Source organism: Chryseobacterium sp. 7 (assembly GCF_003663845.1).
Classification (GTDB): domain Bacteria; phylum Bacteroidota; class Bacteroidia; order Flavobacteriales; family Weeksellaceae; genus Chryseobacterium.
This window is the reverse complement of sequence record NZ_RCCA01000001.1, coordinates 2,724,970-2,749,198: the sequence shown is the minus strand read 5'-3', so window position 1 is coordinate 2,749,198 and position 24,229 is coordinate 2,724,970. Positions and strand designations below refer to the sequence as shown.

The following is a 24,229-nucleotide window of genomic DNA, read 5'->3' as shown; positions in this document are numbered from 1 at the left end:
ATATAAAAACAATAATTTAAGAAGATAGATTTATGAAAAAGTTAATTGTAATTGCCACTTTAGCATTAGCTCCTGTGTTTTCGGCGCAGGAAATGGTAGATAAGCCCGTTCAGTCTTATCAGACAGCACAGTATCAGGCCAAAAAGAAAGCTTTTGTAGACAATCTTTTATCTAAAATGACATTGGATGAAAAGATAGGTCAGCTGAATTTACCTAGTTCCGGCGACTTTACCACAGGTCTGGCTAAGAGTTCAGACATCGGGAAAAAAGTAGAACAAGGTTTAGTAGGCGGACTATTCAATATAAAAGGAGCGGAGAAAATCAGAGCCGTTCAAAAAGTAGCAGTGGAAAACAGCCGTCTGAAAATTCCTTTGATTTTCGGGATGGATGTTATTCATGGTTATGAAACTACATTCCCAATTCCATTAGGGTTGGCCGCTTCATGGGATATGAACCTGGTTCAGCAGTCAGCCAGAGTAGCTGCTAAAGAAGCATCTTCTGATGGGATTAACTGGACGTTTTCTCCAATGGTGGACATTTCCCGCGAACCAAGATGGGGAAGAGTTTCCGAAGGTTCCGGTGAAGACCCGTATCTAGGAAGTGAAATTGCAAAAAATATGGTCTATGGGTATCAAGGCAAAGATTTATCCGTTGGAAATACTATTCTGGCTTGTGTGAAGCACTTTGCACTTTACGGAGCAGGTGAAGCAGGAAGAGATTACAATACGGTTGATATGAGCCATGTGAGAATGTTCAATGAATATTTCCCACCTTACAAAGCAGCTGTTGATGCTGGGGTAGCTTCTGTAATGGCATCTTTCAATGAAGTGGATGGCGTTCCGGCAACCGGAAACAGATGGCTTCAGACAGAAGTTCTAAGAAACAAATGGAACTTTAAAGGTTTTGTAGTAACTGACTACACAGGAATCAACGAAATGGTAGACCATGGGATGGGAGATCTTCAGCAGGTTTCTGCATTAGCTTTGAAAGCAGGTGTTGATATGGATATGGTAGGAGAAGGATTTTTAACCACATTAAAAAAATCTTTATCCGAAGGAAAAGTTACACAGGCTGAAATAGATCTTGCAGCAAAAAGAATTCTTGAAGCAAAATATGACTTAGGATTATTTACGGATCCATACAAATATGGAGATGCGAAACTTGCTGCAAAAGAAGTTTTCAGCATGGAAAACAGAAATATTGCAAGAAATGCTGCTGCTCAGTCGATGGTTTTAATGAAAAATGAAAGCCAGGTGCTTCCTTTGAAAAAGTCAGGAACTGTTGCGGTGATAGGACCATTGGTAAACAATTCTTTAAACATGGCCGGAACATGGAGCGTTGCTGCAAAACATGATAAAGCGGTAAATCTGATGCAGGGACTTCAGGCTAACTATGGAAAAGAAGTAAAATTCCTTTCTGCTAAAGGAGCCAATATTGATTATGATGCTAAATTAGAAGATATTTACGCAGCTCACGGTAAGAAAACCGACAGAGACAACCGTTCAAAAGAAGAATTATTAAAAGAGGCGGTGGATGTTGCCAATAAAGCAGATGTGATTGTTCTGGCTATTGGGGAATCTGCAGAAATGAGTGGTGAATCTTCTTCAAGAACAGAAATTACCATTCCTCAGTCTCAGGTAGATCTTTTAAATGAATTAAAGAAAACAGGAAAACCAATTGCTGTGGTTCTTTTCACAGGCCGTCCATTAGCTTTAACAAATGTAAAAGATACGCCGGATGCTATTCTTAATGCATGGTTTGCAGGTTCTGAAGCAGGGAATGCTATTGCAGACGTTCTTTTCGGAAAAGTAAACCCATCAGGAAAACTTCCGATGACTTTCCCAAGAAGCCTTGGACAGGTTCCAATTTATTATAATGCTAAAAATACAGGCCGCCCGCTAAGCCAGGAATTAACAGATAAATGTGAATACCAAAGATTCCGCTCTAACTATATGGATGAGTGTAATACACCATTATACCCGTTTGGATTTGGTTTAAGTTATACAAAATTTGGATATTCTGACATTGCGGTTTCTAATGCCAATCCGAAAGGAAATCAGACGGTTCAGGCATCTGTTACAGTAACAAATAATGGTAATTATGACGGAGCAGAAGTAGTTCAGTTATATATCAGAGACATGGTAGGCAGCATTACAAGACCGGTAAAAGAACTGAAAGGTTTCCAGAAAGTATTTTTGAAAAAAGGAGAATCTAAAAAAGTTATTTTTGATATCACCCCTGAAACTCTTAAATTCTATAACGGAGATTTGAAATATGACTGGGAATCAGGTGAGTTTGATATTATGATTGGTACCAGCTCTGCTGATGTAAAGCATTCAAAGATCAATTGGACTAAGTAATAAAAAAGAAATTTATTCACAGAAATGTGTGTTATGGTTTATTTGGCATGATTTTTAATAATAACTGGATAACTATTATTATATAAAAAAATCAATATGAAAAAAACAATTTTCCTTAGCGCAATGTTCCTGGGTTCATTAGTATTCGCACAGCAAACCCATGTTGTTGGAGGTGACAGAGATGCACATGGTTGTATTGGTTCAGCAGGTTATACCTATTCCCAAATTAAAAAGGATTGTGTAAGAACTTTTGAACAAAAGATTAAGTTAACAGAAGTAGCTCCTAAAGAAAGTTATACTTCAATAGCTGCAGTAATCTTCAGCAAAGACATGAAAAAAGCTGAGGTTTTTGTTAAAGATGCCGATTCAGGAAGTATCATCCTAACCAGAGCTGGAGGTAAAGCCAAAGCCTGGAAAAAGGATGGCTATGTGTTGGTCCCTTACAAAAAAAACGGATATCAGCTTAAAAAAGATAATATCGTGATCTATCAGTAAGATCAGGTTTCATGAAAGAAAAACCACTCGCAAGAGTGGTTTTTTTGTAACTTAGAGAGAAATTAATTCATGTCACATTTTTGTGATATCTTTAATCAGTCAGAAAACAAAAATTTAAACTATGAAAAAAACTATTTTATTCAGTGCAATGCTCCTTGGTACATGTATTTTTGCTCAAAAATCTCCTGTTTTAGGAGGTGACAGAGATGTTCATGGCTGCATTGGTTCTGCAGGGTATACCTACTCGCAGCTTAAAAATAATTGTATAAAAACTTTCAATCAGAAGATTAAACTTAAGGAAGTCAGTACAGATAAAAGTTATACTTCAGGCACCGCAGTGATTTTCAATAAAAGCATGACAAAAGCTGAAATATTTATTCCGGATGGGGCAGCAAAAAGTATTATTCTGGACAAACAGGGAAAAGGAAAAGTCTGGAAAAGCGGAACTCACGTGAAAGACAGCTATGTTTTAACACCGTACAAAAAAAGCTACCAGATCAAAAAGAATGATGAAGTAATTTATCAGTAAGACAAATTCTCAAAAATAGGAAGCCACTCGGAAGAGTGGTTTTTTTATGGATATGAATAAAGTAGCTTTAAATTATCTGCATTGAGTTATATAAAAATTTAATACGACATGTTCTGTCGCAGCGATGAAATAATTTTACACCGTAACAAAACAGATTTAATATATCATAAATAAGAATTTATTATTAATAGTAGAATTTATGTTAAATAGGATGAGCATATTTTCTGATGTGTTAATAAATGTTAAATTCGCGCAATTTTAAATAAACGGATTAATAACTCCAAAAAAACAACATTGAAATGAGAAAACTTTATCTCGGTGCGTTTACTGTATGCACAGTCTTGAGCATGTCTGCTCAGGAAGTAGTTTGGCAGAGAGACATCAAATCCTCCACCCAGGATTTTCTAAGCCAGATTACCACAACTATTGACCAGCAATATTTGGTCACAGGCAGCTCAATTCAGAGCAATAAGCTACAGGCAGAAGGCAATAAGCAGAATAACGGTTATGATTTCCATTTGGTTAAACTCAATCAGCAGGGAGAAGAAGTCTGGGAAAAATACTTTTCAGGACAAAACCATGATTATCTGTCAGCAACAGTCACCACTCAGGATGGCGGATTTCTATTGTCAGGAACCTCGTATTCGGGAAAAGGATTGGATAAAAAAGAGGATTCCAAAGGAGGATCTGATATGTGGCTCATCAGAATCAATGAATTTGGGGATGAATTGTGGCAGAAAACATTGGGAAGCTCTTCCGATGAAGAAGCAAGAGCTGTTATTCAAACGACAGACTTAGGATTCTTTGTTGCTGGAAATGTTCAAAATTCTTCAAAAGGCTATGGTTCCAAAGATGTTTTAATCACAAAATTGGATAAAGACGGAAAAGAACTTTCACAATTAATTTTAGGTGGAAAAGGCTTAGATGAGGTAGAAAAAATGATTCCCACAAGAGATGGCGGAGCATTACTGGGAATTTATTCCAGAAGTACATCTGTTAAAACAAATAATCAGCAATCAACGATCAATACAAATACTCCGTCTGAAAGAACTGCAACCTATAACCTACTATCTGCAACCTCAAAGCAAAGCGATAACTTCGGTGAAGGCGACTATTGGATCGTTAAGCTGGACAAAAACGGAAAAGTAGAATGGGAAAAGAACTTTGGAGGAAAAGGGGATGATCATATCAGAACCCTGGCTTTAACTTCAAATGGCTTTATCATTGGTGGAGAGTCAAGATCAGAAAGATCAGGAAACAAAACAGTAGGCATTGAAGAAGGAACAGACCTTTGGCTGATTTCTTTAAATGAAAGAGGTTATGAACAATGGCAGAAGTCTTACAATTTCAAAAACCGTGATATTTTGATGGGAATGAGTGTTGTAGGCGGGAGGCTGGAAGATGGAAGCGAGAAGTCTAAAGGTATTCTGCTGGGAGGCTATACCCAGGCAGAAGGAAGAATACAAACCGATGATGAGACTTTCTGGATGCTGTATTTAGATCAAAACGGAAATGAGCAGTGGAGAAAGCACGTGAAAGGAGAATCCAGACAAAAAGAAGAAAGGCTTTCTGATGTAAAGCTTAACAGAGATGGTTCAATTGTTTTAGCCGGAACCAGTGCGGAAGAATTGGGTAAAGAAAACTGGAAGATTGTAAAGCTGGGCGACAAACAAGTTGATCAGTTAATCGAAAAATATGACATCAAAATCTATCCAAATCCTGTTTCAGATTATGCTTACATAGAAATTGGTTTTGACTTTAAAGATGCGAATATTCTATTGTATGACATGAGTGGAAGACAGCTTCAAAGTATAAAAACCAAAAATAAAGTTACCAAGATTAATACTCAGGCACTCATTCAGGGAGCTTATCTGGTAACGATAAAAACTGATACTAGTAAAACAGCTAATGCCAAATTAATTAAGAAATAAATGAAAAAAATAATCCTATTGATTTCCTGTTTATCTACAATGGTAATTCAGGCTCAAATTCAAGCTGCTTCAAAATCTATTATACAAAACGCGGTCAGAAATACTGCGGTACAATCACCAAATGCAGCCGCACTATTTAGATATTCGGAAACTCCAGTTTCGCTATATACTGGAGTTCCAGATATTAGTATTCCTATTTATACGATTAAAGAAGGAGATATTGAAGTCCCAATTTCCATTTCTTATCATGCAGGAGGAATAAAGGTAAATGATGAAGCTTCTTCAGTCGGTTTAGGTTGGAATTTAAATGCAGGAGGAAGAGTATCGCAAGTCGTAGCGGGATCAAATGATTTTAATATGTATGGATACTATAACATTTATCCAAAAAATGCATCAGGTTATGTAGGATCAATATCAGGTTGTCTCGCACCTTCATGGAATAATAGTACTGCTACAAATTCTTTTTATACTAATAATTTCTTTATTAATAATGCTAATATGGGCACTTACACAGGTTGGGATCTTCAACCTGATTTATTTCAGATAAATTTACCTAATAAAGCCTATAAAGCTTATTTGGATATGTCAAAAACAACTAAAACCGACTATCCCAAATTTGCAATAGCTGAACAAGCAAATATTGATTTTAAATTAATTCCTACTTCCGGTTATGTGCCAAGTAATGCTGGAAATAACTTTAAAGTAGCTGATGAAAAAGGTACACTTTATTCCTTTGATGGAGCAGAGGAAATCAGCATTCCTTTACTAGGTACTTATGGAGCCATTACTGGAGTATCTAAATATCTTACGAAAATTGAAGATTTAGCAGGAAGAAAAGTTAATTTCTATTATACTCCTGTTTTACGTAGTGACAGGCTAGCAGGGTGTAGAAATACAAGAGCGAGTATTCTTTATTCTTCTGATTTTTCTGGGAATATATCGGAAATAAAAGAAAATGGGTTAACTCACTGTAGTAAAGAATCAATAGACGAAAGTTTCATAGAGAAAATAGAATTTACTAACGGAAGAATAGAGTTTATTTGGTCACAAAGAGAAGATGTTAATAATTCAAAAAAATTGTCATCAATTAAAATCTATAATAATTATAAATTAATTAAACAGTATGATTTTAATTATGATTACTTTGTTGCTACAGATAATCTTAATACAAGCTCATTAGTAACTTGGCTGAATTCAAATCCATTGTCAAGTTGGTCAGGTGCTACTAATAAAATTTTCACACATCGTTTAAAATTACTTGGAATTACCGAATCTTTAACCAACGAAAAATATACATTTGATTATAATTCAGCACATAATCTACCCAATAAATTAAGTTTCTCAAGCGATTTCTGGGGATATTATAATGGACAAAATAATGGAGATACTTTTATTCCAGATCCTACTAAATATCTAAAAGGACAGACTATTTTTAATATAACGTCATTTAATAATGATCAGACAGGATATTGGTATAAGGAAATATATGCACCTTCAGGATCAGATTCATTTGATAGCAGTCAGGGATACTTTAATTTTTCTTCTGACGGAAAGCACTACCTATCCGACAGGCGATCATCGTTAGCATCATTGGCTGGGATTTTAACAGGTATTTCTTACCCTACAGGAGGCAAAACAGAATTTGAATACGAACTTAATACATTTTCCAATTTTCCTTTACAGTCTTTATTAGATAATACCAATACAAACATTACACGTGACTATAGCTTTGGAGGAGGTGTAAGAATAAAAAGTATAAAGTCAACAGAAAAAGCAGGATCTATACCAATACTTAAAAACTATGTGTATGATGAAGTCTCTGAGGATGGGACAAAAATAATTTCAAATGGAAATTTAGCTGAATTACCAAGATTTTATGAGATTGAAAATAGATGCTATAGAAAAGATGATTATTTAGTTGCGAGTATGGGCGAGGTAGGCGATGCCTATACACAATTTATTTCTGAGCCAGGCTGCTCTTCTATTAAAAACAGGTTCAAGCTATCAATTTACGAAGGATTGCCGTCTCAAGGCATATCTACACTTCCTCAAGGTAGCCACGTAGGATACTCAAAAGTAATAGAGCAGATTACAGGAAAAGGTAAAATTGAAACTTATTTTACCAATGTTTATAATCAAACATGTCTCAGTATGAAACCTAGAGGTGGTTATCTGTCCATTGGAAATGGCGATATAATAAAACAACGTTATTTTGACAATGATAATAAACTAATTAAAGAATTATCATACAAATATAAATTCAACTATCCAGATAGCCAAAATACTTATTTTATCTCAGGAGCAATTTTAGAGCCTGTAACCTCATTTGTTTCAAAACCTTTAATTTCAATGTATGGAAACAACGTATCATATGGTGGAGATGCTCGTATTGATGAACCTATTGCCGGCTTGATCCATAATTATAGTATAAATCTTTATTAGAGTCAACAATTACAAAAGAATATTTTCCTGCAGGATCCAGTAGTTTTGTTGAAACAAAGAGCTCTACAACTTACAATAATAAATATCTGCCAAGCATTCAAAAGACAATTTTGCCCGATTTATCATTTAATGAAACCACTTATAATTATGCAGTAGAAAAGGGAAATCAGTTGATGGTGAATAAAAACATGGTTGACATTCCATTGGAAACTATTGTAACAAAAACTGACAATGGAGTAACCAAAACTTTATCAAAAATAGAAACTATTTATCCTACTTCAATACCAGATGCTCAAACTGGTAATTTTATTTTGCCAAAATCTATAAAGTCACAAGATATTTCAAGTAGTTCAACTTACTTTACAGAAATAACATTGGATAAATACGATACAAAAGGAAATCTCATTCAGTATACAACAAAAGAGGGTTTACCGGTGTCAGTTGTTTGGGGATATAATAGTTCTTTACCAATAGTTAAAATTGAGGGAGCTAAATACGATGATATTAGCACTCATGTTCAAAATATTATTACATTATCTAACGAAGATGCGAACAATCCTGTTAAAGAAGATTTACTATTGACTGCAGAAGATAACCTTAGAAAGAATAGTATATTAAATAATTATCAAATCACCACATACACTTATGATCCGTTAATTGGAGTAACTAGTATTACGCCATCGTCAGGGTTAAGAGAATATTACAAGTATGATACCACCAATAGATTAGAGAAAATTGTAGATGTTAATAATAAAATACTGAAAGAATTTAATTATCATTATGCCAGTAGTGGCTCAACAAATTTTCCTAATGAGGAACAAAGTAAAGTTTTTACAAGAACAAATTGTCCAACAGCTTCAACGATAGGAGGTACTTACAATTATATAGTACCAGCAGGAAGCTACTTTTCTACAGTAAGTACATTAGCAGCTAATCAAAAAGCTTTAGATGATATCAATCTGAATGGACAAAATATAGCAAATCAAAATGGACCTTGTTATCCTATTGTTTCATGTCCATTTACATTTTCTTCGCTAACTAACAATGTTCCATACAAATACAATGGTACAACAACTACAAACAATAATGTTAGTTTTAACGTTTCTTTTTCTGCTTATGGAATTTGGCAAAATTGGGCAGACGGGTTAAATATCGGAACAATTGGGGGTGAATGTAAGCCTACATCTAATAAAGAAATTATTTACATTGAAACTGCTAACCGCCAGTGGCGAGTTTTTATAGATACGGCAGGTAATTGTACATTAAGATTGCTATCTGGAACTGTAGATGCATCTTCATCTAATCCTATCAATTTACGATTCGAATACCAAAAATAACAATTATGAAAAAAATAATTATTCCTATAAGCACATTTTTTGTAGCAGGTTTACTTCATGCACAAATAACACCGAGTATAACGGAAAACTATATCTTCAGCAAAACCTGTCTGAGTGCAGATTGTGCGAAGAATGCCTTAACCGTTCAGTATTTTGATGGATTAGGAAGACCAAAACAGATCATCAATGCATTAGCATCCCCTACGGGAAAAGATGTGGTTACCCATATTGAATACGATAGTTTTGGAAAGCAGGTGAAAGAATATCTGCCTGTGCCGCAGATGGGGACTTCCAACGGGGCTATTTACTCAGGGCCACTGGGAGTATATCCCAATACGTATGGTTCAGAAAAGATCTATTCTGAGAAGATTCTGGAAAAATCACCTTTGGACAGAATTCAGCAGCAGATTCAGGTGGGGAATGATTGGAGTACCAAACCTGTTAAATTTGAGTTTGATGCTAATGGTGTGAATGAGGTGTATCAGTTCACCACTACCACTACCTGGGAAAATGGAGCAACGAAAAGTAAAATAAGTTTATCACCGGCAACGATCTATGCTCCTGGTCAGCTTTATAAAAATTCGGTAAAAGATGAAGACGGAAATGAAACGATAGAATTTAAAAATGGAAGAGGTCAGGTTCTATTAGTAAGAAAAATAAAAAGTTATGCAGAACATATAGACACGTATTATGTCTATAATGAATATGATCAGCTGGCTTTTGTCATTCCTCCCATGGCTGTTCACAAGCCCCTTACAGATGATCTGCTCGATACCTTGTGCTACCAATATCGTTATGATGGTAGAGGTAGATTGGTAGAAAAGAAACTTCCTGGAAAGGGATGGGAATCTATGGTGTATGATAAGCAGGATAGGCTGGTGGCCAGCCAGGATTCATAAATGAGATTGAAAGGACAATGGCTCTACACAAAGTATGACCAGTTTGGAAGAGTAGCCTATACAGGTATTAAAACAGGGCTTAACACAAGTCTTGACGTAGGACTTTCAAGAGTTGCAGAGCAGACCGATGCCAATACCTTTGGTTCCAATAGCGTAGACCGTGGAAATGTGGCCTATTTTTACAGACAAGGAATGGGTGTCTACTATGGCAGTTCTGACCTTACTTATCCCAAATCTCCTACCTGGGTTACTCTATTGACCTTAAACTATTATGACAGCTACCCAGGATATGATTTCAATCCTGCATTTCCTGCTAATACACCTGAAGTGACTATTTTAACAGGAACTCCTACCACAGACGGAAGAAGTACCAAAGGACTTCCTGTCATGAGCTTTGTAAAGAATATTGAGGATGACAACTGGACGAAGAATTATACCTATTACGATCAGAAAGGGAGAGCCATTGGGAGCCACTCTATAAATTACTTGGGAGGATATACCCACACAGAATCCAGACTGGATTTTGCAGGCCTTCCACAGCAAACCATTACCAAGCATAAACGCTTAAATACGGATGCGGAAAGAGTGATTACAGAAAACTTTGAGTATGATAACCAGAACAGATTATTGGTACATAAACATAGAATTGATAATAATCCTGAAGAAGTTCTGGTTCAAAACAGCTACAATGAACTTTCTCAGTTAGTATCTAAAAAAGTAGGCGGTACACTTTCAAGTCCATTGCAGAATATCAGTTATGCATATAACATCCGTGGCTGGATGACCAAAATTAATGATCCTAAAAATTTAGGAACAAACCTTTTTGGATATGAAATAAAATACAACAAAGTAGAAGGTCTTGAAGTTCCTAATACCGATTATCCTAATCAAAAAGTACAGGCTAAATACAATGGAAACATAGCAGAAGTCGACTGGAAAACGGCTACAGACTCTAATGGCAATCTGAGAAGATATGGTTATGTATATGATACATTGAACAGGCTTACAGCAGGTTTCTATCAAAAAGATACTAATCCTTCTGGCAAAGAATACAATGAACTTTTTGCTTATGATCTGAATGGAAATATTACAAACCTGATAAGAACCCAGGAAGTACTTTCTGGAAACACTACCGCTTTTGCCGTTGATAATCTGATATACAGCTATACGGGAAACAGACTTGATAAAGTAGCCGATGCTTATATGAACCCCTCTGGCTATCCTATAGGAGGTAATGAAATTACCTATGATAGTAATGGAAACATGATGCCCCAATTGGATAAAGGAATTTCCTCCATCCAATATAATTATCTAAATTTACCTGAAAAAGTTACCCAAAATGCTAAGTTAACAGATTATCTTTACAGAGCAGACGGGGTGAAAATAAGAAAGGTTTTCGGTACAGAAACAACTGACTATCTGGATGGCTTCCAGTATACAGATTCTGTATTAAAATTCTTTCCAACAGCAGAGGGGTATTTTAATGTTGAGACCGGAAAGCATGTATACAATTATACGGATCATCTTGGAAATGTTAGGCTAAGTTATGCTAAAAATGGAGCAGGAACAGAGATCATTGAAGAAAGTAATTATTATCCTTTTGGATTGAAGCATGAGGGGTATAATGTTTTGACTGGGAATTTAGCGTATAAATATAAGTACAATAGAAAGGAGCTACAAGAAACAGGAATGTATGATTATGGTTGGAGACAATACATGCCGGATATAGGTCGTTGGATGCAATCAGACCCACTGATAAAGGATTTAGATTTTACTTTTGACCCTAATAATATTGATGATGACGATGATGATGAAGTAGGTAGTGCAATTGAAACTACTTTGGGTAATGGCGGTGGAATTTTCAATCCTGATAACCTTAGTCCTTACTCTTATGGATATAACAATCCAATAAAATTTGATGACCCTGATGGAAGATGTCCTACATGTATTGTTGGAGCTTTGGTTGGAGCTGCTACAGAATATGGATTGCAGGTAGCAGCAAACTATCTCGATCCTGAAGTCAAAAATAAGTGGACAGACAATATTTCTCTTTCATCAATTGCATTATCTGCTGTAGAAGGGGGATTAACACAAGGCAGTAGTGCACTAAGAAAAGCTGCAATAAAGACAACAGTAATGATAGCAAAAAATACTGTAGAAGTAAATACAACAAAAGGAGCTAAAATGGAAACTAATTTTCGGAATGTTGCAAAAAATACCCTTATAGATGCTGCAGCTGGAGGTATTACTAAAAAAATTGGGGGATTAGCTAAAACTGCAAAATTAGGAAAGATAGAGAAATTGGCTACTAAAGTTAATTTAAATAGTAATGCCAAAGCTAAAAGTTTTGTTCAAAAAATAACTGGATTTAGCTCGAGAACATCAAATAATATTTCAAAAAAACTTGATATAAAGGCGGTTTCAAAGCAGTTAAGTAATGGGGTTAAAAACTTTACCAATAAAACTGTTGAAAATTCTACTAATGCAGCAACTAAGAATAAAGTGGATAAAGTAAAAGATATGACAAATGACTAAAAAAAAAATTTTTTTAATTTTAGAGCCTGTTTAAATTTTATTGAGTAATAATTTTATAGCGGATAATTTGGTCATATTTTCGGAAGACTCATGCAGTAGTTCATAGTTCCTACAAAGCCTTCTGTCATTATCAAACCAAGCAAAAGTTCTTTCTATTACCCATCGTTTACTTACGGGTTTAAACTCTTTTTTAGCTTGTTTTTCTTTATCCCGACTTACCACTTTTACCAGGTATGAATAAAGGCTATGAGCTTTATCTAGAAAATCTCCTCTATAGCCTGCATCAGCAAGAATACACTTGAAATTCATCAGCTCTTCCCTGAGTAATCTAAGCAAAAGCAATCCAGCCTTACTATCATGAATATTGGCTACACAAACCATCACTGCGATTAAAAATCCATTCTTATCTACTAGCACATGGCGTTTTATTCCTTTTATTTTCTTATTTCCATCTACGCCATGAAGACCTCTATTATTGCCCCAGCGTACACTTTGGCTATCCATTATTCCTAAGGAGGCTTCTGCTCGCTGACCCTTTTTTATACGAACTTTCATTCGTAGCTTTTCTAGAATTAAGTCAAAATATCCCAACTCCGTCCAACGGATATAATAGTAATAAACCAATTGCCATTTGGGGAAATCTTTAGGAAGCATACGCCACTGGCAACCTGTTTTTATCAAATACATTAAGGAGTTCCAAATCAAAAGAAGAGGATATTTTCTCTTTCTCTCTTTTAGGTTCATCGTTTTCTTTATATATTGCCACTGGTTTTCAGTTAAATCGGTTGGGTATTTCATTTTTTTTTTTCAAATATCCAACCTCTGAAAGCCTCTTAACAAAATTTTCTACGAAAATTTAAACAGGCTCTTAATATTTCTATTTATTATTTTTTTAAATAGAAATGTTATAGTGTATAGACCTCTAATGAAAATCATTCCCCTAAAACAAACTCAAGGATTGATTATAAATGAAAAAGAATCGCAAAGAAGAGGCTTTATAACAGGAGCATTTAATTATTATTATGAATTTTCTGTGAGAAATAAGAAATATTCTAATCCTAGTTATGATGAAAGTTATAAAATAGGTGATACAGTTTTGGTAGAGTACAATGAAAGTTTTCCTTTTATGAATAGAATAAAAAATCAGAAATAGGATCCTCTTCTGGTGCAAGTATCTTGCTCATGTCCACTGTAAAGCAAATAACAACCCTTGCACTCTGCTGCGCAAAGTCTCCAGACTTTGAGCTTATAAATAAACTTACCAATAAATAACAACCCTTGCATATTTGCACGGGTTGTTTATAAATAAGGTTCTATTAATTATATTTCCATCCAATATAATTATCTAAATTTACCAGAAAAAATTACCCAAAACGCCAAAGTAACAGATTATCTTTACAGAGCAGATGGAGTAAAAATAAGAAAGGTTTTCGGTACAGAAACAACTGATTATCTTGATGGCTTCCAGTATACAGATTCTGTATTAAAATTCTTCCCAACAGCAGAAGGGTACTTTAATGTTGAGACCGGAAAGTATGTGTACAATTATACGGATCATCTTGGAAATGTTAGGCTAAGTTATGCTAAGAATGGAGTAGGAACAGAGATCATTGAAGAAAGTAATTATTATCCGTTTGGATTAAAGCATGAGGGGTATAATGTGTTGACAGGAAATCCAGCATATAAATACAAGTACAATGGCAAGGAGCTTCAGGAGACTGGTATGTATGATTATGGAGCGAGATTTTACATGCCGGATTTAGGAAAATTTGGAGTATTAGATAGATTTAGTGAAAAGTTTCCACTTAGTTCGGTCTATAGCTATGCTTCAAACAAATCCAATTTTATTTATTGAGAAAAACGGAGATTATGCAGTATCTGTTCATTATGATATAACATATAAACAAATGTTGAGATTAGGATATTCGAAAAGTAGAGCTGATTTAGTTGCTCATTACTCAAGTACATATGCGGATCATCCTAGTAAAAATGTGCAATTTTGGGATGGGGCTCTTCATCTTAAAAATGGAAATCCTACTGCTTATAGATCGGGTATGGGAATAAATTATGATATAACAAGTAAATCTCAAGACGAATCTAATAGTAAATGGCATTCCATGATGAGTGACCAAGAGGCTGAGAATGGAATGACTGAATATCAAGCAATGTCAAGAGGATTGAGTTTTGGATGGGATAATATATTTGCCTATGCAAATTCATCTGATGATTCAAAAATTGGAAATTTAGGACAAGGTCTACATGCTCTACAAGATGCAATAGCGCATAAAGGAGTAAAGACACACGATCATTTAGGAATTAATATTTCATCAGCTAAAGAAATAGCTAATGATATGTATGGTTCAGTACAAGAAGCAGGACTTCTTACTAAATCTGCTCTTATAGTTGTAGACGTTATTAGAGGACAAAAAGTAGATTTTAAAAAAGGAGAAACTCTAGATTTTCGTGGTATATCTAAAGACCAGTTTAAGCAGTTCGTTCAAGCTTTGTTAAAAAGTGGGTTTCAAGGAACAGTAAAATATCAATAAATGAAAATTATACTAAACATATTGCAAGCCATTTGTATTATTTCTTTTTTAATTTTTGTCTTTTTTTTATTAATGGCATTAGCAAGCAGTCACAAAATTCCTTTTCAAACATATCTTGCAATAGTAATTGTAATTCTAATTTCTATAGTCCTATATCTTTATTTGGGTTATATTAAAAAGAAAAGATTAAGAAGATAATCCCCCGCTGCGCAAAGTCTCCAGACTTTGAGCCTATTAAATAAACTTACCCTCTGGTTTTTAAGATAAATAGCAACCCTTGCAAATATGGCAAGGGTTGTTCATAAATAAGGTTCTATTAATTATATTTCCATCTAACATAATTATCTAAATTTACAAGGAAAGATTACCCAAAACTTCAAAGTAACAGATTATCTTTACAGAGCAGATGGAGTAAAAATAAGAAAGGTTTTCGGTACAGAAACCACCGATTATCTGGATGGCTTTCAGTATACAGATTCTGTATTAAAATTCTTTCCAACAGCAGAGGGGTATTTTAATTTTGAGATCAAAAGAGGTATTGATAATTACAATGACCCAGCTACGCAAAGTCTCCAGTTTTATACATAAGATAAAGAATTTATATTACTATTAGTTAATGATAATAAACGATTGTTTTTAGTATAAAATATTTGAAATGAACAGGTTATGTTTTTTATCCAAAAAATATGTATATTGGATCTACCAAATTAAAGCGTAATCCGAAAAGCATATAGAGTAGGAGAAAAATCAAAAAAATAGAACTATGAAAAACCTAAGAAAACTTTCAAAAAGAGAATTGAAAACCGTTCAGGGAGGAATCCCAATGTGTCTGGCAGGATACTTCTGGTGTACATTTGAAAAGAAATGTATTCCCGTAGGATCACCATGCGGATTGATTGATTAATCTGATTCATGAAAATAATGTAAAGAACAGGTTACTTCAGAAATGGAGCAGCTTTTTTTAGCGGATGATTCCCGTCTTGAACTTTTGTATACTTTTGTTTGACTACGTCGAATCTTCGATTTCAAGACAAAAGTATAAGGTAAAATCTATGCAAATCAATAAAATTAGGGTGAAAAATCATCAAAGCAGGATTTTCATCTCTCACCGAAAAACCGTATTTTTGTACATCTAAAAAGTAAAAGAACGAATGAATTCCTACAAAAATCCATTGGAAGAACGCTACTCCAGTGAAGAAATGTTATTTAACTTCTCACACAATAATAAATTCCAGAATTGGAGAAAGCTTTGGATAGCTCTTGCTGAAATTGAAAAAGACCTTGGTCTTGATATCACAGACGAGCAGATTGCAGAATTGAAAGCAAATGCTGAAAATATCGATTACGTAAAAGCAGCAGAGTACGAAAAAAAATTCCGTCATGATGTAATGGCTCACGTTCACGCATATGGTGATGTGGCGCCTTCAGCAAAAGGAATTATCCACCTTGGAGCAACTTCAGCTTTTGTAGGAGACAATACAGACTTAATTCAAATCCGTGACGGACTTTTAATCTTAAAGAAAAAGTTGGTGAACGTGATGAAAAATCTTTCGGATTTTGCTATTCAGTATAAAGACCTTCCCACTTTAGGATTCACACACTTCCAGCCAGCTCAGTTGACAACAGTTGGAAAAAGAGCTACACTTTGGTTACAGAGTTTAGTTCTTGACATCGAAGAATTGGATTTCTTCCTTGAAACACTTCGTTTCAGAGGAGTAAAAGGAACTACAGGAACTGCTGCAAGTTTCCTTGAACTTTTCAACGGTGACTATTCTAAAGTAAAACATTTAGATAAAGAACTTTCAAAAAGATTCGGTTTCGAAAAAGTTTTCGGAGTTTCCGGACAGACTTACGATAGAAAAATTGATGCGAAAGTTGTTGCTTTATTAGGAAATATTGCACAGTCTGCACACAAATTCACAAACGATTTACGTTTACTTCAAAACCTTAAGGAGATTGAAGAACCATTCGAGAAAAACCAGATCGGTTCATCTGCAATGGCATATAAGCGTAACCCAATGAGAAGCGAAAGAATCGGGGCATTGGCAAAATACGTAATGTCTTTGACAACTAGTTCTGCAATGGTAGCTTCTACGCAATGGTTTGAAAGAACATTAGATGACTCTGCAAACAAGAGATTAACCATTCCACAAGCATTTTTAGCGGTTGATGCAATTCTATTGATCTGGAACAACATCATGAACGGAATTGTTGTATATCCAAACAGAATCAACAAACATATTATGGAGGAGCTTCCTTTCATGGCGACAGAATATATCATCATGGAAGAAGTAAAAGCTGGTGGAGACCGCCAGGAAATCCATGAGGTGATCAGAGTTCACTCTATGGAAGCTTCCAAGAAAGTGAAAGAAGAAGGAAAAGAGAATGACCTTATCGAAAGAATCTTAAATGATAATTCTTTAAAACTGGACAAATCAAAACTGAAAGAAGTTTTAGATCCTAAGAACTTTATTGGTTTCGCGCCAATTCAGACGGAGGAATTCATCAAAAATGAAGTACAGCCGATTATAGACCAAAACAAAGACTTAATAGGATTGGAAGCCGATCTTAAAGTATAAAATAATATGCAGTCTTTTCGGCTGCATATTTTATTTCCAACCCCATCATATGAAAAAACTACTGGTAGCCATTTTATTGATTCCAATTATTTCCTTTTCTCAGAGTAAAGAGGATTTGTATTATTTTAAATCCAAAGATTCTCTGGTGGGAGTAAAAGATAAAGCAGGGAAAATAATTGTTCCTGCGCAGTTTAAAATCTTTTCATTTCTAAAAGATGGAGATCCTGTAGAAGGAGAAACCATTCTTTTTGATGGCAGTAAAGAAGGTGAGAAATCAGAGAAAAATGCATGGGGATATGTGTATGACAAAAATGGAAAATTTCTGTACCAGCCTTTCCTTTATGATAATGGAGCAGATTACTTCTCCGAAGGCTTGAGAAGATTGGTTAAGAAGGGTAAAGTAGGATTTGCAGACCGTAACGGCAAAATTATTATTGAAGCTGAGCATGATTTTGCCTCACCTTTTAATTATGGTTACGCAGCATTTTGTGACGGATGCGATTGGGAAAAAACAAATGACGAACACAGATCCATTGTAGGAGGAAAATGGGGTATTATGAATATTAAAGGACAAACTGTTCAGCCATTGGCGAAATCAACAGAGCAGGATGTTGAAATAGAGGGGAAATATTATCCTAATCCATTTCAATACAATGAAAAAGAGAAAAATATCCTTCACTTCTTTGAAAAACAGAAGAAAAAGCTTGCAGATCTTTATTATGTAAACTTTTACAATAAATTATCTGAGAAAGAAAAGAATCTGTTTTTTGAAATTGTAGAAAGGCCAAAAGAAAACTTTCCTTATTATCAGGTGAATACTTATAATGACAGGAAGAAAGACCTGGATATGCTTTATCGTTTCAAATTCCTGGTCTCAGAAGATGGTAAAACATTTTATGCCATTGAGGATTTTAATGAAAAGAATGTTCCTTTTGAAAACTGGCTGAAAGAAGAAATCAAAAATGCAGAAGACTTTCAGAAAGAGCATAAGGATAATCCTAATAAGTTTATAAACAAATAAAATAAAATTGGAAATTCTATAGGTCAAATTTGAAGAAAATACGACTTATTCCTTTAAATTTGTACAGAATAATGGCTAGAAGAAATCTCCTTCAAAAATTTCCAAAAACAATAGGATTTAAAGAGTGAAACTTTAAATTCAGAAAAAGTAAAAAGAAAAATAAATCTAATATTAAAAATCTGACATCTAATTTTAATAATGTTACAGAATCAAAATCATCAACAATTAATGACCGATCTTAAGGAGCTGGTAGACAAGACAAGAAGTCAGGTTGCAGCTCAGGTAAACTCGGCAATGGTGGTTTTGTATTGGGAAATGGGAAAAAGAATAAATGAAGATGTTTTAGATAATAAGAGAGCAGAGTACGGTAAAGAAGTCATTGTACAGATCTCTCAACAACTTACGTTAGAATTTGGAAATTCATTTTCTGAAAAAAATATCCGGAAAATGATGCAGTTTGCGTCTGTTTTCAGTGATTTTAATATTGTCGCATCAGCGATGCGACAATTATCGTGGACTCATTTTCTGCTTCTCATTCCTATTTCTGAAGATACTAAAAGAAACTTTTATCTTGAAGTTTGTAAAATTGAAAATTGGAGTGTCAGAGTCTTGAGAGAAAAAATCAATTCTCTGCTTTTTGAACGAACAGCAATAAGCAAAAAGCCCGAAGAAATAATAGATAAAGAACTGAAAAACTGGTCTGAGAATAATATTTTAAACCCAGACTTAGTTTTTAAAGATCCCTATTTTCTTGACTTTCTAGAATTGAAAGATACCTTTTCTGAAAAAGATTTAGAAGAAGCCATTATCGTGGAGCTTCAAAAATTCATTTCTGAATTAGGAGCTGATTTTGCCTTTCTTTCAAGACAAAAAAGAATTACAATAGATGATAGGGACTACTATCTGGATTTGCTTTTCTATCATAGAAAATTAAAATCTTTAGTAGTTATCGAACTCAAACTAGGAGAATTTGAGGCTGCTCACAAAGGACAAATGGAACTGTATCTTTCATATCTTGATAAATATGAGAAAATAGAAGGTGAAAATGCACCTATTGGTTTAATTCTTTGCTCGGGAAAAAATTCTGAACATATAGAACTCATGAATCTGGAAGGGGATAATATAAAAGTAGCAGAATATTTACTTATCTTACCTTCTGAAAAAGTTTTGCTTGAAAAATTGCATCGTTCAATAGAGATAGCAAGAAATAAATTTGAAAATAAAAAATAAATCTAATATTAAAAATCTGACATCTAATGTCTAATAACAAAAGAATTTTCGTAGAAAAAAGAGGAATTTTCGATGTTGAAAGTCCAAAAATTTTTGATGAAGTAAAAGCGGTTGTTCCGGCAGTTCAAAGTGTGAAAGTATACAATGTGTATGATATTTTTAATTTGAATGAAGGAGAATTTGAAAAAGTGGTAAACAATACTTTTGTAGACCCTGTTACTGATATTTTACACACAGAAAACCCTGCAAAAACAATTCATTTCGGAATGGAATTTTTGCCTGGCCAGTATGATCAGAGAGCAGATTCTGCACAGCAGTGTATCGCTTTGCTGACAGAAAATGAAAAATCAAAAGTAAGAAGTGGAAAATTAATCGAATTTGAAGGAGTCTCTGAAGCGGATTTGGTTAAAATCAAAGACCTTCTGATCAACAAAGTAGAATCTCAGGAAAAAGACTTATCAATTCTGGATATTCCTGCAGAAGAAACACCGTCAAAAGTAATCATCCACGAAAATTTCATCAATTTCAATGATGCAGAACTTGAAAGTTTTTATAACAACCATGGTTTTGCATTAGGATTAGACGACCTGAAATTCATTCAGGAATACTTCAAAACTGAAGAAAGAAATCCTACGGAAACAGAATTAAAAGTATTAGACACGTATTGGAGCGACCACTGTCGTCATACCACTTTCGAAACACAGTTGTCAGACATTCAGTTTGAAGGTCAGTTCAAACACACATTGGAAAACATTTTCAATGATTATATCGAAAAAAGAAAATTCTTAGGCCGTGAGCTGAAGCCAATTTCCTTGATGGATCTTGCAACAGTATGCGGTAAATATTTTCATAAAACAGGAAACCTGGATAATCTTGTTATTTCAGACGAGATCAATGCATGTACCATCCAGATTGAAGCAGAATACGATGGTAAAAAAGAACCTTGGTATTTATTATTCAAAAATGAAACGCATAACCATCCAACAGAAATTGAACCTTTCGGAGGTGCTTCTACTTGCTTGGGAGGTGCTATCAGAGATCCATTATCCGGAAGATCTTTCGTTTTCCAGGCGATGAGATTAACAGGTGCTGCAGACGTTTTAGAATCTGTTGACAAAACTTTACCAGGAAAATTACCTCAGAAAACCATTACAAAACAAGCTGCGAACGGATATTCGTCTTACGGTAACCAGATCGGTCTTGCCACTACAATGGTTTCCGAAATCTATGACGAAGGCTATAAGGCAAAGAGAATGGAAGTAGGTTTCGTTACCGGAGCTGTTCCAGTAGACTGGGTAAGACGTGAAAAACCTGAAAACGGTGATTCTATCATTATCTTAGGAGGAGCAACCGGTCGTGACGGAGTAGGAGGAGCAAGCGGAAGCTCAAAAGAGCAGGACGAGACTTCAATCCACACCATGAGTTCTGAAGTTCAGAAAGGAAATGCTGTAGAAGAGCGTAAAATTCAGAGACTATTCAGAAATCCTGAAGTAACGAAGCTGATCAAAAAATCAAACGATTTCGGAGCAGGAGGAGTTTCTGTAGCAATCGGTGAAATTGCAGACTCTTTAGAAGTAAACCTTGATGTATTGCCCTTAAAATATGAAGGATTAAACGGAACCGAGCTGGCTATTTCTGAATCTCAGGAAAGAATGGCGGTGGTAGTAGATCCTCAGGATAAAGAAAAGTTTATCAAATTCTGTGAAGCTGAAAACATTGTTGCCGTAGAAGTAGCAAAAGTAACAGATTCCGGAAGAATGCAGATGTTCTGGAAAGGAGACAAAATTGTAGACCTTTCAAGAGCTTTCTTAGATACCAACGGATGTTCAAAATCTCAGGAAGTGAAGATCACTCACCTTGAAGAAGTAAAAGAAGAAACAAAAGCTTTCACAGCAGAAAACTTCCTGAACATCTTAAAAGATAAAAACGTAGCTTCCCAAAAAGGATTACTTGAAATGTTCGATTCTTCAATTGGAGCAACTACAGTGGCAATGCCTTTAGGAGGGAAATATCAGCAGACCCTGATGGAAGGAAGTGTACAGACCCTACCGATTTTAGGAGCAAAAGATATTAAAACCGTTTCTTTGGCAAGCTGGGGATTCGATGCTGAAATCTCAAAACAAAACTCACTGTTAGGATCATCTTATGCCGTAGTAGAGAGTGTTGGAAAGATTGTAGCGATGGGAGGTGATTATAAAAACATCAGACTAAGCTTCCAGGAATACTTTGAGAAACTAGGACAAAATCCTGAGAAATGGGGGAAACCTTTAGCTTCTCTTTTAGGAGCTTATGATGCGCAGATCAATTTAGGTCTTGCTGCTATCGGAGGTAAAGATTCCATGAGTGGAACGTACCAGGATCTGAATGTTCCGCCAACCTTGATTTCTTTTGCATGTGCCAACGGAGACAAAGAAAACATCATCTCTCCTGAATTGAAAAATGCAGGAAACAAACTGTATTTCTTCAACCATATCGCTCAGGAAAGCGGACTTCCAAACTATAATGCTTTAAAAGAAGCTTTTGAATTCATCTTCGAAAACATCAAAACAGGAAAAATTGTTTCTGTGAAAACAGTAAAAGAAGGAGGTCTTGCAGTTGCTTTAGCAAAAATGAGCTTCGGAAACAGATTAGGTGCAGAGGTCTCTGCAGATGAAAACGTTCTGTTAGCTAAAAATATCGGTAGCTTAATCATTGAAGCAAAAGAAGAATTAAGTTTGGCTGCTCTTCAATTGATCGGGGAAGTAAAAGATTCAGGAATTTTAAAAATTAACGGTCTTGAATCCAATATCACAGATCTTGTCTCTGCTAATACAAACACATTCGAAAACCTTTTCCCAACGGTAGAAAAAGAAAAGATTACGGTTGAAATTGATGCTAAACACAACTCTGTCAACCCAAGAAATATCATTATTAAAAAACACGGAATTGCACAGCCGAAAGTGTTTGCTCCGGTATTCCCGGGAACCAACTGTGAATATGACACGCTGAATGCATTCCAGAAAGAAGGAGCTGTAGTAAGCAGCTTACCTTTAATCAATATCAATCACCAGTTATTGGATGAAAGCATTGATGCATGGGTAGAAGAAATCAGAACATCTCAGATTCTGGCATTCTCAGGAGGTTTCTCAGCTGGAGATGAACCAGATGGTTCTGCAAAATTCATTGTAAACGTTCTGAAAAACGAGAAAATGAAAAATGCAGTTCACGAATTGTTAGACAGAGACGGGATGATCATCGGAATCTGTAACGGATTCCAGGCGCTTGTAAAATCAGGATTGCTGCCTTACGGAAGAATCAAAGATCTGGATGAAAATTCCCCAACGTTGGCACACAATGCCATCAGAAGACATATCTCTCAGATGGTAACTGTACAGGTAGTGAATGATGAAAGCCCTTGGTTAAAAGGAATGAAAGGTCAAACTTTCACCATTCCGATTTCCCACGGAGAAGGACGTTTCATGGCTTCGGAAGAAGAGATCAAGAAATTGTATGAAAACGGACAGATTGCCACTCAATACATTGATCTTGATGGAAACATTGCCCACGGGATGCCTTTCAACCCTAATAACTCATTATTTGGAATTGAAGGAGTTACCAGCCCATGCGGAAAGATCTACGGAAGAATGGGCCACCCGGAAAGATTTGCTGAAGGTCTTATGAAAAATATACCAACCGCGAATTATCACAACATATTCAAAAACGGTGTTGAATACTTCAAATAACAATACAAGAAAAATGATCGTCATCCATGGCGGTCATTTTTCGTCTTTAGGAGGTTTCTACGAAGAAGCTTCCAGTGTTTTCATGAAAGATGTAGATTGGAAAGTAGGTACATTGGACGGCTTTGATGATATTCTTTATGGTGGTTTCGGAGTCTTCGAAAATAAAGAAGAAATTGAAATTGTCTGGAAAGAATCACAGAAGTCAAAAGAAGACTTAGGTTTAACTGCCACCCGCGAATTTTATGAAAACAAAATCAGGCAGGGAAAGCCTTTCAACATAGAGCTGATTCAACAGAAATTAGATGAATTGACCGAAGGAAAAGGACAGACACTTTTTGAAATTCTGATAGAAATTATACAATCACATACCAATACTACGCTGAGATTAGAATGATGAGTAATGAGCAACGATTTTAAACCATTAAGAACAGTAAAGATTTTAAGATAAGTTAAGATTCATCAATGATGAATAAAGCAGCCTGCTTAATAATAGCTTCAGCTGTTCCCTTAACTATTCTTCACTCCTTACAAAATCTTAATGGTTCAAATAAAAATTCAGCATAGATTCCTATAAATTCAACGGTTGATGATCATTAAACAATT

The 24,229-nt window shown here is 35.1% G+C and carries 18 protein-coding genes; 17 read left to right on the top strand and 1 reads right to left on the bottom strand.

Going from position 1 to position 24,229, the window contains the following annotated elements:
* Positions 1–32 precede the first annotated feature (32 nt).
* The 8 genes from bglX to CLU97_RS12715 all read left to right on the top strand — a co-directional run bounded on the left by bglX (position 33) and on the right by CLU97_RS12715 (position 12,528).
* Entirely contained in the window at positions 33–2,360 is a 2,328-nt protein-coding gene (bglX, locus tag CLU97_RS12750) for a beta-glucosidase BglX (protein WP_121488261.1), read from the top strand.
* A gap of 96 nt (positions 2,361–2,456) precedes the next feature.
* The gene (locus CLU97_RS12745) at positions 2,457–2,855 is read left to right on the top strand and encodes a hypothetical protein (RefSeq protein WP_121488260.1); all 399 of its coding nucleotides are present in this window, start codon (positions 2,457–2,459) and stop codon (positions 2,853–2,855) included.
* A 121-nt stretch (positions 2,856–2,976) separates the two neighbouring features.
* Positions 2,977–3,384 (top strand): hypothetical protein, encoded by a 408-nt coding sequence (locus CLU97_RS12740; protein WP_121488259.1) that lies wholly within the window; start codon positions 2,977–2,979, stop codon positions 3,382–3,384.
* Between the two features lie 299 nt (positions 3,385–3,683).
* Complete coding sequence (locus CLU97_RS12735) at positions 3,684–5,315, top strand: T9SS type A sorting domain-containing protein (protein WP_121488258.1); 1,632 nt, start codon at positions 3,684–3,686, stop codon at positions 5,313–5,315.
* Positions 5,316–7,757 carry a hypothetical protein gene (locus CLU97_RS12730; RefSeq protein ID WP_147436478.1) on the top strand — a complete coding sequence of 814 codons (2,442 nt, stop codon included), beginning with the start codon at positions 5,316–5,318 and terminating at the stop codon, positions 7,755–7,757. It abuts the gene before it with no gap.
* A gap of 110 nt (positions 7,758–7,867) precedes the next feature.
* Positions 7,868–9,094, top strand: a complete 1,227-nt coding sequence (locus tag CLU97_RS12725; protein ID WP_121488256.1) for a DUF5977 domain-containing protein — start codon at positions 7,868–7,870, stop codon at positions 9,092–9,094.
* Between the two features lie 5 nt (positions 9,095–9,099).
* The gene (locus CLU97_RS23695) at positions 9,100–9,993 is read left to right on the top strand and encodes a DUF6443 domain-containing protein (protein ID WP_183084565.1); all 894 of its coding nucleotides are present in this window, start codon (positions 9,100–9,102) and stop codon (positions 9,991–9,993) included.
* Positions 9,994–12,528 carry an RHS repeat domain-containing protein gene (locus tag CLU97_RS12715; protein ID WP_121488255.1) on the top strand — a complete coding sequence of 845 codons (2,535 nt, stop codon included), beginning with the start codon at positions 9,994–9,996 and terminating at the stop codon, positions 12,526–12,528. It abuts the gene before it with no gap.
* Between the two features lie 30 nt (positions 12,529–12,558).
* Here the strand turns inward: CLU97_RS12715 and CLU97_RS12710 are convergent, their stop codons facing one another.
* Positions 12,559–13,326, bottom strand: coding sequence for an IS5 family transposase (locus tag CLU97_RS12710; protein WP_121486240.1), 768 nt, complete (start codon positions 13,324–13,326; stop codon positions 12,559–12,561).
* 127 nt (positions 13,327–13,453) lie between these two features.
* On the opposite strand from CLU97_RS12710, the gene CLU97_RS12705 reads away from it, so the two are divergent.
* From CLU97_RS12705 to CLU97_RS12675, 9 genes are all read left to right on the top strand, one after another.
* Positions 13,454–13,681, top strand: a complete 228-nt coding sequence (locus CLU97_RS12705) for a hypothetical protein (protein WP_121488254.1) — start codon at positions 13,454–13,456, stop codon at positions 13,679–13,681.
* A 384-nt stretch (positions 13,682–14,065) separates the two neighbouring features.
* On the top strand, positions 14,066–14,383 hold the full coding sequence (locus CLU97_RS24290) for an RHS repeat-associated core domain-containing protein (RefSeq protein WP_317125984.1): 318 nt from the start codon (positions 14,066–14,068) through the stop codon (positions 14,381–14,383).
* Entirely contained in the window at positions 14,352–15,074 is a 723-nt protein-coding gene (locus CLU97_RS24285) for a hypothetical protein (RefSeq protein WP_317125983.1), read from the top strand. The genes CLU97_RS24290 and CLU97_RS24285 overlap by 32 nt, the downstream gene beginning before the upstream one ends.
* Before the next feature lie 763 nt (positions 15,075–15,837).
* A complete protein-coding gene (locus CLU97_RS23690; RefSeq protein WP_164723266.1) occupies positions 15,838–15,978 on the top strand; it encodes a bacteriocin-like protein in 141 nt (46 codons plus the stop codon).
* Between the two features lie 247 nt (positions 15,979–16,225).
* Positions 16,226–17,653 carry an adenylosuccinate lyase gene (gene purB, locus CLU97_RS12695; protein ID WP_121488253.1) on the top strand — a complete coding sequence of 476 codons (1,428 nt, stop codon included), beginning with the start codon at positions 16,226–16,228 and terminating at the stop codon, positions 17,651–17,653.
* Between the two features lie 49 nt (positions 17,654–17,702).
* Positions 17,703–18,674 carry a WG repeat-containing protein gene (locus tag CLU97_RS12690; protein ID WP_121488252.1) on the top strand — a complete coding sequence of 324 codons (972 nt, stop codon included), beginning with the start codon at positions 17,703–17,705 and terminating at the stop codon, positions 18,672–18,674.
* Between the two features lie 228 nt (positions 18,675–18,902).
* On the top strand, positions 18,903–19,904 hold the full coding sequence (locus CLU97_RS12685) for a YhcG family protein (protein ID WP_228437688.1): 1,002 nt from the start codon (positions 18,903–18,905) through the stop codon (positions 19,902–19,904).
* Positions 19,905–19,930: 26 nt separating this feature from the next.
* On the top strand, positions 19,931–23,626 hold the full coding sequence (locus CLU97_RS12680; RefSeq protein WP_121488250.1) for a phosphoribosylformylglycinamidine synthase: 3,696 nt from the start codon (positions 19,931–19,933) through the stop codon (positions 23,624–23,626).
* The gene (locus CLU97_RS12675; protein ID WP_121488249.1) at positions 23,607–24,020 is read left to right on the top strand and encodes a ribonuclease inhibitor; all 414 of its coding nucleotides are present in this window, start codon (positions 23,607–23,609) and stop codon (positions 24,018–24,020) included. Before CLU97_RS12680 ends, CLU97_RS12675 begins: the two co-directional genes overlap by 20 nt.
* Positions 24,021–24,229 lie beyond the last annotated feature (209 nt).

Bases quoted from the DNA above. Each gene is read 5' to 3' on its own strand.
- bglX (WP_121488261.1), top strand. From the start codon at position 33: ATGAAAAAGTTAATTGTAATTGCCACTTTAGCATTAGCTCCTGTGTTT.
- CLU97_RS12745 (WP_121488260.1), top strand. From the start codon at position 2,457: ATGAAAAAAACAATTTTCCTTAGCGCAATGTTCCTGGGTTCATTAGTA.
- CLU97_RS12740 (WP_121488259.1), top strand. From the start codon at position 2,977: ATGAAAAAAACTATTTTATTCAGTGCAATGCTCCTTGGTACATGTATT.
- CLU97_RS12735 (WP_121488258.1), top strand. From the start codon at position 3,684: ATGAGAAAACTTTATCTCGGTGCGTTTACTGTATGCACAGTCTTGAGC.
- CLU97_RS12730 (WP_147436478.1), top strand. From the start codon at position 5,316: ATGAAAAAAATAATCCTATTGATTTCCTGTTTATCTACAATGGTAATT.
- CLU97_RS23695 (WP_183084565.1), top strand. From the start codon at position 9,100: ATGAAAAAAATAATTATTCCTATAAGCACATTTTTTGTAGCAGGTTTA.
- CLU97_RS12715 (WP_121488255.1), top strand. From the start codon at position 9,994: ATGAGATTGAAAGGACAATGGCTCTACACAAAGTATGACCAGTTTGGA.
- CLU97_RS12710 (WP_121486240.1), bottom strand. From the start codon at position 13,326: ATGAAATACCCAACCGATTTAACTGAAAACCAGTGGCAATATATAAAG.
- CLU97_RS12705 (WP_121488254.1), top strand. From the start codon at position 13,454: ATGAAAATCATTCCCCTAAAACAAACTCAAGGATTGATTATAAATGAA.
- CLU97_RS24285 (WP_317125983.1), top strand. From the start codon at position 14,352: ATGCTTCAAACAAATCCAATTTTATTTATTGAGAAAAACGGAGATTAT.
- CLU97_RS23690 (WP_164723266.1), top strand. From the start codon at position 15,838: ATGAAAAACCTAAGAAAACTTTCAAAAAGAGAATTGAAAACCGTTCAG.
- purB (WP_121488253.1), top strand. From the start codon at position 16,226: ATGAATTCCTACAAAAATCCATTGGAAGAACGCTACTCCAGTGAAGAA.
- CLU97_RS12690 (WP_121488252.1), top strand. From the start codon at position 17,703: ATGAAAAAACTACTGGTAGCCATTTTATTGATTCCAATTATTTCCTTT.
- CLU97_RS12685 (WP_228437688.1), top strand. From the start codon at position 18,903: ATGACCGATCTTAAGGAGCTGGTAGACAAGACAAGAAGTCAGGTTGCA.
- CLU97_RS12680 (WP_121488250.1), top strand. From the start codon at position 19,931: ATGTCTAATAACAAAAGAATTTTCGTAGAAAAAAGAGGAATTTTCGAT.